The following is an 8,706-nucleotide window of genomic DNA, read 5'->3' as shown; positions in this document are numbered from 1 at the left end:
ATATTTCTTGAAGGCATTTTTCCTATCCCAGCGGCTTTACCATATTTTGCATTTGTAATATGAATTGGAAACACTTTATCTATTCTCGATGGATGATTTTTGATAACATAATTATTGAGATCGTTAATAGATTTTGATTTATGTAAAGATTGGTTTTTATACACGTAGACCCTATCTAGTACAAGTCTTAGCCTTGAATCTTTTAGTTCTTTGTTGGCTTCTATTTGTGGGTGTGATGGTTTTTTAACTTTTCGATATTTCTTGTTGATGCTTTCAATGACTTTATTCAGTCGGATTCGGTGCAGCGAGTCTTGTTCTGGTTTCCAGTTGTTTTCACCTGCGTCATCCTGCCATACATGAAATGCAACTTTTATAGTTTTAATTGGCGTTTTATCTTCTTTTGGAATGAAGCTGCTTTGTAACTGAAAGTTAGATTTGTATGTTTTGCTTTTGGCTTTGCAAGATTCGCAAACAACTTTGGTGTCATTCGTTTTCTCTTCTTGCTTATTAGCGACTAAGCGAACCGAACAGCAAACAATGAGGAATATTGATAAGAGGATGGTTTTTTTCATAGAATATCATAACCAATAAACAGGCCACTTTCTATTTTGAGATATAAGCTTAGTGCTCCATTATAAGAGAAGCGCTGCTTGCTCTTCTTATTGCAATAAGAAGAGCAATTCGAAAAGTGGTCTGAAAAGAAGCTTTTATTATCTAGCCCTATGATAGAATAAAATGCCACTCATGGCTACAGAACCTATTACTAGCCCAAGTATTCCGCCAAGTTGCGTTGCTTCGGATAGCATTCCGATTGCTAAACCGGCCATCATGCAAGATAATAATGCAATACCGCCAATTTCGGAACCTCTCTTCATTTTCTCTTCCATTTTCTAATATGTTTGGTTAATAGTGTTTTCTAGTCTAATTAATATTTTAAATATTCCTTCATTCGATTTCTGTACTTGTCGAATTGTGTAATGCCAGTTTTTGTAATGGAAAATTGGGTATGGTGATAATTCTCTTTGTAGCCTTTTTTAATCTTGATGTATTTGGCATCAGCCAGTTTTTTTAGCTGAACGCTAATGTTTCCGGAAGTAGCTTTTGTTAGCGATTTTATTTCTGTAAAGTCAGAACCTTTTTTAGCTTTTAAAAATGACATGATACTAAGCCGAAGCCGAGAGTGAAGAAGTGGGTCTAGTTCTTTGAACATGAAAGTAATTATCAAATTGGTTTTAAAAGTAAACTAATTTATAAAACAAACTATATATCAATATTTTTTTTACAACCAATATGTCGTTTTTTGCGTAGGAGACAGAAGTTACTATGCTGTCAGAATTGAACTTGAATTGGTATTGGTAGGCCACTTCGTTGTTTTGAAATACTCCTGTATTGTTTACAGGAACAACGTAAGATTGCCCGAATTCATCTGCTCCAATAAGCTGGTTGTCTCAGGTGGAAGTAACATAAATTAATTTTTCGAGTCCCTTTTCTTTCGAACATATATATGCCCTCATATTTGCTGAGGAGATTCGATGAAATAGAGATTTCTTCTTTGGTTTCTGTGTTAGATAGGTTAGAATTAGGGGTGAACACGGGCTCGTTTATGTTTTCTGTGTCATTAGAGCAAGCTATAACTAGAAAGATGAATGCTAATTTGAAATACCGAATAGCATGCTGTATAAAGATTCTTGAAGAATATAATTCTAAGTAATACATGTGCTTTTAATAGTTTGATATTCCGTACTAAACTATAAACGACCAAATCACCAGACAGGTTCGGTATTCATCGGTTTTCAAATTATTCTTGAAAGTTTCCAGATAAATAATCTTCGATTTTGTTTGTTGAAATCCATTCATTTGAATTCACTTCCTTTACATTAACTTGAACAGAGTTATGTATAGTAATATTGATACCAATTAAACTTGCTAGAGCATTGTATTCTTTGCTTTGTATTACTCCAATCTCATACATGCATTTCCAGCTCGGGGTAACGAATGTGTTTTTACATATTGTATTAAATAGAGGTGTTCTAATTTCTATGTATATGATTGGCCTTATAGATTACAAAGAGAATATGCCAGTTTCTGCTATTTAGCAGCCTTTGCATAATTATTAATTAGAATTTCTGTTTTTATAATCGGAAATCAAAAAAGATTTGGCCGATCTGGAAAGTTTTTTAATTCTAATTTCTTCTCTGATAGCTGCGGATTTATCCGAAACGGGCCATTGAGCTTTAACAACTACAGGCGTTCTCCCTCTTGTGTATTTTGCTCCTTTACCGAGGTTATGTTGGGTTGTTCTGTGGGCTAAATTGTTTGTGATCCCGGTGTAATAGGATCCGTCGGAACATTCCAATATATATACAACCCAATTCATGCAATGAAAGTAACGAATTTTGATTTCTCTTTTAGGAAAGAAATAATTCGGAAAAGTGTAAAAATTAACAGTTTTCAGTATGATATACTGCTTGTTATATAAGATTCGAACACAAGGTTGAAGAGGAAAATAGAAGGAATGCTTGGTTCCTTAACCAAAAGAATTTACTACATTTGGCCGAGCAAATTTCAAGTTGATAATCTTGATATAATCAAACACAAAATGATGTATAAATACTTGTTATCAGGCATGTTAATATTAAGCATAGCCTTGTCGTCAATTACTGGTTTTGGTCAAGCAGTAAAAAAGGAAGATGTGTACCTAACTGTTTATTTGAAGAAAACTTCATATAAAAAGCCTTTAGAATTAATCCCAGATTATTTCAGAGGATTAGTAGGTGTTAAAGAACTTTCTGGAGATAGGGAGTTAATCTATATATATGGTACTGCAGAATCCCAGAAAGAAGCAAAGAAAATACTAAAGGAAGTAGGGAAAGCAGGTTTTACTACACACAGAGTAATGGGTGTTAAAAACGGTAAAGAAATAGATGCTAGTCAGGCAGAAAGTATTATCGAAGAGCAAAAACTAGCTGCGGAGTCTTTTGCAGCTAATACTGATTCTGATGATGAATTGGCAGATAATACACAGGATGAGAAACCAGCTAAAGAGAAGAAAGTAAAGGAAGAGAAGGCGCCGAAAGAAGAGAAAGAGCCCAAAGCAGCTAAAGGGAAGAAAGAGAAAAAATCTAAAGAAGAGGATTATGATGCAGGAGAAGATTATGGTTCATTGGATGATTTCTTAGCAGATGATAGTTCTGATGATTCTGATTATGGTTCTCTTGAAGATATTGCATCTTCAGAAGGTTCTGAAGAAAACAATGATGACATTTATGGAAGTCTAGAAGATATTGCATCTTCAGATAATCAAGGTCAAGAAGAAGATGTGTATGGTAGTTTGGAGGATATTGCTTCAAGTGATAATGGAGGACAACAAGAAGAGGATTTTGGAAGTCTAGAGGATATTGCACCGGCTAGTTCTGCAAACCAATCTGATGAGGAAGAATTCGGTAGCTTGGAAGATATCGCTCCAGCTGGTTCACAGCAAGATGATGCAGATGAATTCGGTAGCTTGGAAGATATCGCTCCAGCTGGTTCACAGCAAGATGATGCAGATGAATTTGGAAGCCTAGAAGATATTGCTCCAGCTGCAGCTACTCAACAACATGAAGAAGAAGACTTTGGTAGTTTAGAAGATATTGCTCCAGCAACATCATCGAATCAACAAGATGAAGAGGACTTTGGAAGTTTAGAGGATATTGCACCAGTTACAGCTAAGAAAGTAGAAGAGAATTACGGTAGTTTAGAAGATATAGCTCCTGTTGCTTCTAAAGCAGCAACGCAAAGTGATTTGACGGATGTGACTCCTTCTATAACAAAGATGTCTGAGCCTTCTAAACCTCAATTTGATAATAAAGTTTACATAGGGGATGAGGATAAATATTATATACAGAAGTCATTACCAATGTATTTATACTTTGCGACTTCACCAGGAGGTGAAATGCACAACCTGAAGAGTAGAAGAACAGCAGAGTATGCTAACCCAATGTATTTGGATTCAGAAGGTTTAAATACTTTCCGATCTCCATCGTGTGTAGATCCTAATACATTAAAGACAGTATATCCATTAAAGGATATTGTATTTGAAGTATACGCAGATGGTCTTGCACCTAGAACGTTGGCTACCTTTTCGGGAGCTACAAAGTATACCTATAGAGGTAATATATTCTATAGCGGAGGATTATCTGTTAAGCTGAAGTCTAATGATGGAATGTCTGGTTTAGATCAAATTCACTATGCTCTTAATGGAGACTATAAGACTTACTTGAACGATTTGAATTTTGATTCTGATGGTACAAATACACTTCATTTCTTTTCGAATGATAATGTAGGTAATTCAGAGAAAACGCATTCGATGACATTTACCGTGGATGCATCAGCACCAACTTCGGCATATGCGATTACAGGACCAAGTTATCAAGGTAACATCATTGGGCCTAAATCTAAATTTAAGTTGAGTAGTTCAGATAAGCTTTCTGGTACAAGAGGAATATATTATTCTTACGATGGAGGTAATAACAGAACGTTTGGTAAATCAGCTGTGAGTCCTAATTTCTTGAAAGATGGTGAGCATACGCTTACTTACTATGCGGTTGACCGTGTGAAAAACGCTGAGACTAAGCGAACATTCAATTTCTATTTAGATAAAATGGCTCCTAAAGTGACTACAGAAATCGAAGGGGATATGTACAAAGGAAAGTATACGTATGTTTCTCCAAGGTCAAAAGTGGTAATGACTGCTACTGATAACAAAGCGGGAGTTGAATCTATTGATTTCAATGTAGATGGAACCGGAGTTCAATTATACAATGGACCAATTAGTGTTCCGGATAGAAAAGGATTACACTATATCTCAAACTATGCTACGGATAATGTAGAGAATAGAAGTGGGAAGAAAACAAAGACTGTTTATATGGATAACAAAGCTCCAGCAACAGGAATCGTTTATGGAGATCCTCAGTTCTTTGCAAGAGATACATTATTTATCTGTGAGAGAACGAAAATTAAATTGGCTCCAAAGGATTTTGAATCTGGGGTAAAGAATACACAGTATGCTTTGGATGGTGGTTCTTTCCAAGATTACGATGTCTTCACAATAAAGAACGAAGGATTCCACACTATTCAGTTTAAGGCAACAGATAGGGTAAACAACGAAGAGCAGCAAAAAGAGAGTAACACTTTTGTTGATAATACTGGTCCAGTTATCTATTCTAACTTCAGTATTAATTCTATTGGAACGAAGAAGAAAAAAGGTAAAACCCTTAAAGTATATCCAAACTACACCAGGTTATATATTGGTGCTACGGATGCGCATGTAGGTACGAAAACAATTTTCTACTCGTTGGATAATGGTGCTACATTTAGAGATTATTCTAGTCCACATACATTGGATATCTCAGAGTTGAGTCAGTTTAAGAAAAATAAATTCTACTCGGTTATTATCAAAACAAAAGATATGCTTGATAACGAGAGCACATCGGCAGTTGAATTCTTCGTAGGAGATAAAGGAGACTGATAAGAATAAAAGACTTAAAGAAAAAGCAGAACTTTTAAAGAGGTTCTGCTTTTTTATTTAGTTCACGAAAGTAAGTAGTGCTGTTAAATTCCCTATTCGAATTGAACCTTATTAACGTAATAGATAGTTCTCTTTCTTCTCTTGTCATCATCCTTGGTATTAATTAAGGTTTGTCTCCCATAAACGATAAAAAATTGATCGTACCAAAAGTCTACATTCGAGGAAGAGAACTTAGTCTTGTCACCTTCTCTAAGTCCTGAAATAATAGTTGATTTTCTTTCCAGTTGAATGCTTCCGTCGAAACCAATGGACTTGGTTACTATCTCATCGCTCGACGAAAAAACTAGTTTAATCTCACTTTGTGATTGTTCTGCAATAGATATAAATCGCTTAACATACATAGGTTTAAAATTTGGATACATTTTGAAAGAATGATCCCAAATTTTCTCGCCATCCAGAGCGTATTTAACAATTAAAGCATGTGTATACTGATACCCATCGAACACTTGTCTTGTATGTGTTGTAACGACCCCATTTGGTCCTACGCTAGTGTATGTTTCGGTACGGTAAGTAGGGTGATATGCTTCACCGATATGAAGATATCCATCATCCAAAGTAATTACTTTATGAGAAGCGATATTGTATTTTAAAATAAACTCTTTACCTTTTTTCTCTTTACGTTCAGAGACTCTAACAATTCTTTGCTTTTTTCGATCGGGAATAAACGACATGAAATTATCGAGCTCTGTGAAATTGTAAAATTTCAAATCACGCACTTCTTTAGTATTTGCTTTGCAAAAAAACAATCCCTCAGCCGATCCTGTCCCGGCTGATCGATTAACAGAAAATAGAGATGCGAATTTAACTTCCGTTGATTTTGAGGCATAGGTTCCGGTAAAAGCGAACTCCTCCTTGTTTATTTCCGTTGCAGACAAGGAAATTATTTTCTTATCAATATTTTTAGAAAATTGAATTTTATTCAGGAAGTCACCATCTTTATCGAGTCTTACGATATATGTTTCAATTTTTGCGGTCTCAATCTTTACATTAACATAAACGAAAATATTATTACCGACAATTTCGAAATTGTTCACGTAAAGTTTTTTAGAAGGAGTACCTTCAAACCCTAACCGGATAATTGTACGCTTGCCAGTTCTCCAATCGACTGAAAAAAGGAATTGCTCTTTTTTTAGTTGTGCAATAAAGAATGCTTTATCACCTGAAACCGTCATGGCCTTCATATTTGTTTTTCTCGGTAAAACCCCATTCACATTGGTAATGTCATTAGTTGTGGCGTTAAAAGAAGCCAGTGTGTAATTACCTCGTTGGTCTTTGAATAAAGAGTGGTAATAATCTTTCTTGTAATGCGCTTCTACTTTTTCTTGTTTTCTAGGAAGTACGAGTTTCGTGTTTTGGGTGTATTCTAGATTTGTATTGTATGAATTGTAATTCCATTCCGAATTTCGCCTGGAAGGGATTACGTTCTCCGAAATTATAACGAATCCATTTTCTTCGAGCTCTACAAGATGTGCTCCAATATATCCTCTCTCAACTTCGATTTCAATCCTTCCTTTATCTGTAATTTGGGAGGTAGATTCGAGTGAAAATGATAATAGAATAGTGAGTATGATAATAAGACTCTTCATTTTTACACCATGGTATCGGTTAAAAGTATCAATTAAACATCAGATTCAATAAGATCGAATAGAGTAGAGGTGTTATTGAAGACTCAATTTGTAAAAATATGCCTATTGAAATTTTAACGATTTGCGAGGTGTAGCTTAGTTTTGAGAGGGTGGAAATACTAAAGTGCCATCTGGGTATTTGGCAAAACGAGATTGTTCTTTTGCGTGGGTTGGATCATTCCTATCAGTAGGCCATTCGCCAAACCCTCCATTTTGAAATTTCTTTACGGCTTCGTCCATTTTCTCGTTGCTAATTGCAACGAAAGGACCATTTTGAATAATAGGTTCGTTGATAGGTCTGCCTTGTAAAAGAAGAATTTCGCTAGGAGTGTTGTCCGAATTTTCGATTTTAATTTCTTCGTCCGATTTAACATCTACAGCAACATATCTTTCAACCATTTCGCCATTTACAAGAATGCTTTTTCCACTAAAGAAATAAATTGTTCGATTAAGTCCTGTAAGGGATTTGGGAATTGTTGTTGTGGCGTTAGGCTCCATTTTAATATTAAGAATTGCTAATCCATTGTTTGGATCTGCGGCCCAGGAGTTTGGGGGAGGGGTTAGGCCTTTTAATCCATCTAACTCGCCTGCAATTATCTTAATTTCTGCCTTTGCGCCCTTTTCGTTTTCCGAAGAAACAAAAGGAATATCTTCTCCCCAAAACATAAGGTAATTAGGATCCGCATCTTTTTTTCCACTTGGTAGATTGAGCCAGATTTGAAAAAGCTCCATGGTATTTACGTCATTTAGGTTTATAAGCGGGAACATTTCGGAGTGTTGAATACCACCACCGGCAGTAACCCATTGTACATCTCCATTTCCAAACCTACCTTGTCCGCCTGCAGAATCCATGTGATCTACAACTCCTTTTCTAACTATCGTAATGGTTTCGAACCCACAATGAGGATGTGCTGGAAATCCCGGAACGGTATGTCCGTGGTACATATTCCAATATTTATTGCCAAAATCTTGTCCTAGATTCCTTCCTGCAGTGCCTGGTTTAGGCCCCATGTTCTCATTGCCTTCTGGATAAAAGTCTTCGTGATGCACACAGAAAATAAAAGGGTCAAGAGTTTCCCACGTGAAATTTAGAGGTCTAATTTTAATAATGGCAGATGTATTTTTTATTTCGTTTTCCATAGGTGTGGGTTGGTTCGAAGGTTTAGTGAAAGAGTATATTTCATAACTAACTGCTATTACAGCAAAAGAGATAGCGAATTTCTTAATAAATCTTTTTGTGTGGTTGATTCCATAAAAGGATATTTGCTCTAAGCTACTGTCTTCTCCTTTAAATGAAAAGAGAAGAGGAGGATGTGTTGTAAATTTATTTCTTTGAAGAATTTGCATGAGATATATAGTGAATAAAGAGCACTTTATATAGGAACAGTGTTCTTTGTTCAATTGTTGTAGAGTATTGCCCAAAACTCATTAAAGTGATCTACAATAAAACTTGTTCAATATGGTTTTACTCTCATAATTTATAGTAAATGATTTTCCTGAAAAGTTATTTCT

The 8,706-nt window shown here is 35.5% G+C and carries 8 protein-coding genes; 1 reads left to right on the top strand and 7 read right to left on the bottom strand.

Annotated features, from left to right (window positions below; translation table 11 throughout):
- The 5 genes from HRT72_04375 to HRT72_04355 all read right to left on the bottom strand — a co-directional run.
- Nucleotides 1–572: hypothetical protein (locus HRT72_04375; protein NQY66944.1), on the bottom strand; the 572-nt coding region annotated here is incomplete at its 3' end.
- Between the two features lie 138 nt (nt 573–710).
- Nucleotides 711–887 (bottom strand): hypothetical protein, encoded by a 177-nt coding sequence (locus tag HRT72_04370; protein ID NQY66943.1) that lies wholly within the window; start codon nt 885–887, stop codon nt 711–713.
- A 38-nt stretch (nt 888–925) separates the two neighbouring features.
- Complete coding sequence (locus HRT72_04365) at nt 926–1,210, bottom strand: transcriptional regulator (GenBank protein NQY66942.1); 285 nt, start codon at nt 1,208–1,210, stop codon at nt 926–928.
- A 588-nt stretch (nt 1,211–1,798) separates the two neighbouring features.
- The gene (locus HRT72_04360; protein ID NQY66941.1) at nt 1,799–1,972 is read right to left on the bottom strand and encodes a hypothetical protein; all 174 of its coding nucleotides are present in this window, start codon (nt 1,970–1,972) and stop codon (nt 1,799–1,801) included.
- A gap of 141 nt (nt 1,973–2,113) precedes the next feature.
- Nucleotides 2,114–2,377, bottom strand: a complete 264-nt coding sequence (locus HRT72_04355) for a GIY-YIG nuclease family protein (GenBank protein ID NQY66940.1) — start codon at nt 2,375–2,377, stop codon at nt 2,114–2,116.
- Nucleotides 2,378–2,494: 117 nt separating this feature from the next.
- Between HRT72_04355 and HRT72_04350 the strand changes: the two genes are divergently transcribed.
- Entirely contained in the window at nt 2,495–5,509 is a 3,015-nt protein-coding gene (locus HRT72_04350; GenBank protein ID NQY66939.1) for a hypothetical protein, read from the top strand.
- Nucleotides 5,510–5,601: 92 nt separating this feature from the next.
- On the opposite strand, the gene HRT72_04345 is transcribed toward HRT72_04350, so the two are convergent.
- Nucleotides 5,602–7,155 carry a hypothetical protein gene (locus HRT72_04345; GenBank protein NQY66938.1) on the bottom strand — a complete coding sequence of 518 codons (1,554 nt, stop codon included), beginning with the start codon at nt 7,153–7,155 and terminating at the stop codon, nt 5,602–5,604.
- 135 nt (nt 7,156–7,290) lie between these two features.
- Nucleotides 7,291–8,334, bottom strand: a complete 1,044-nt coding sequence (locus tag HRT72_04340) for a pirin family protein (protein NQY66937.1) — start codon at nt 8,332–8,334, stop codon at nt 7,291–7,293.
- Nucleotides 8,335–8,706: the final 372 nt, after the last annotated feature.

Source organism: Flavobacteriales bacterium (assembly GCA_013214975.1).
Classification (GTDB): domain Bacteria; phylum Bacteroidota; class Bacteroidia; order DT-38; family DT-38; genus DT-38.
This window is presented reverse-complemented; position numbering and strand designations above follow the sequence as displayed.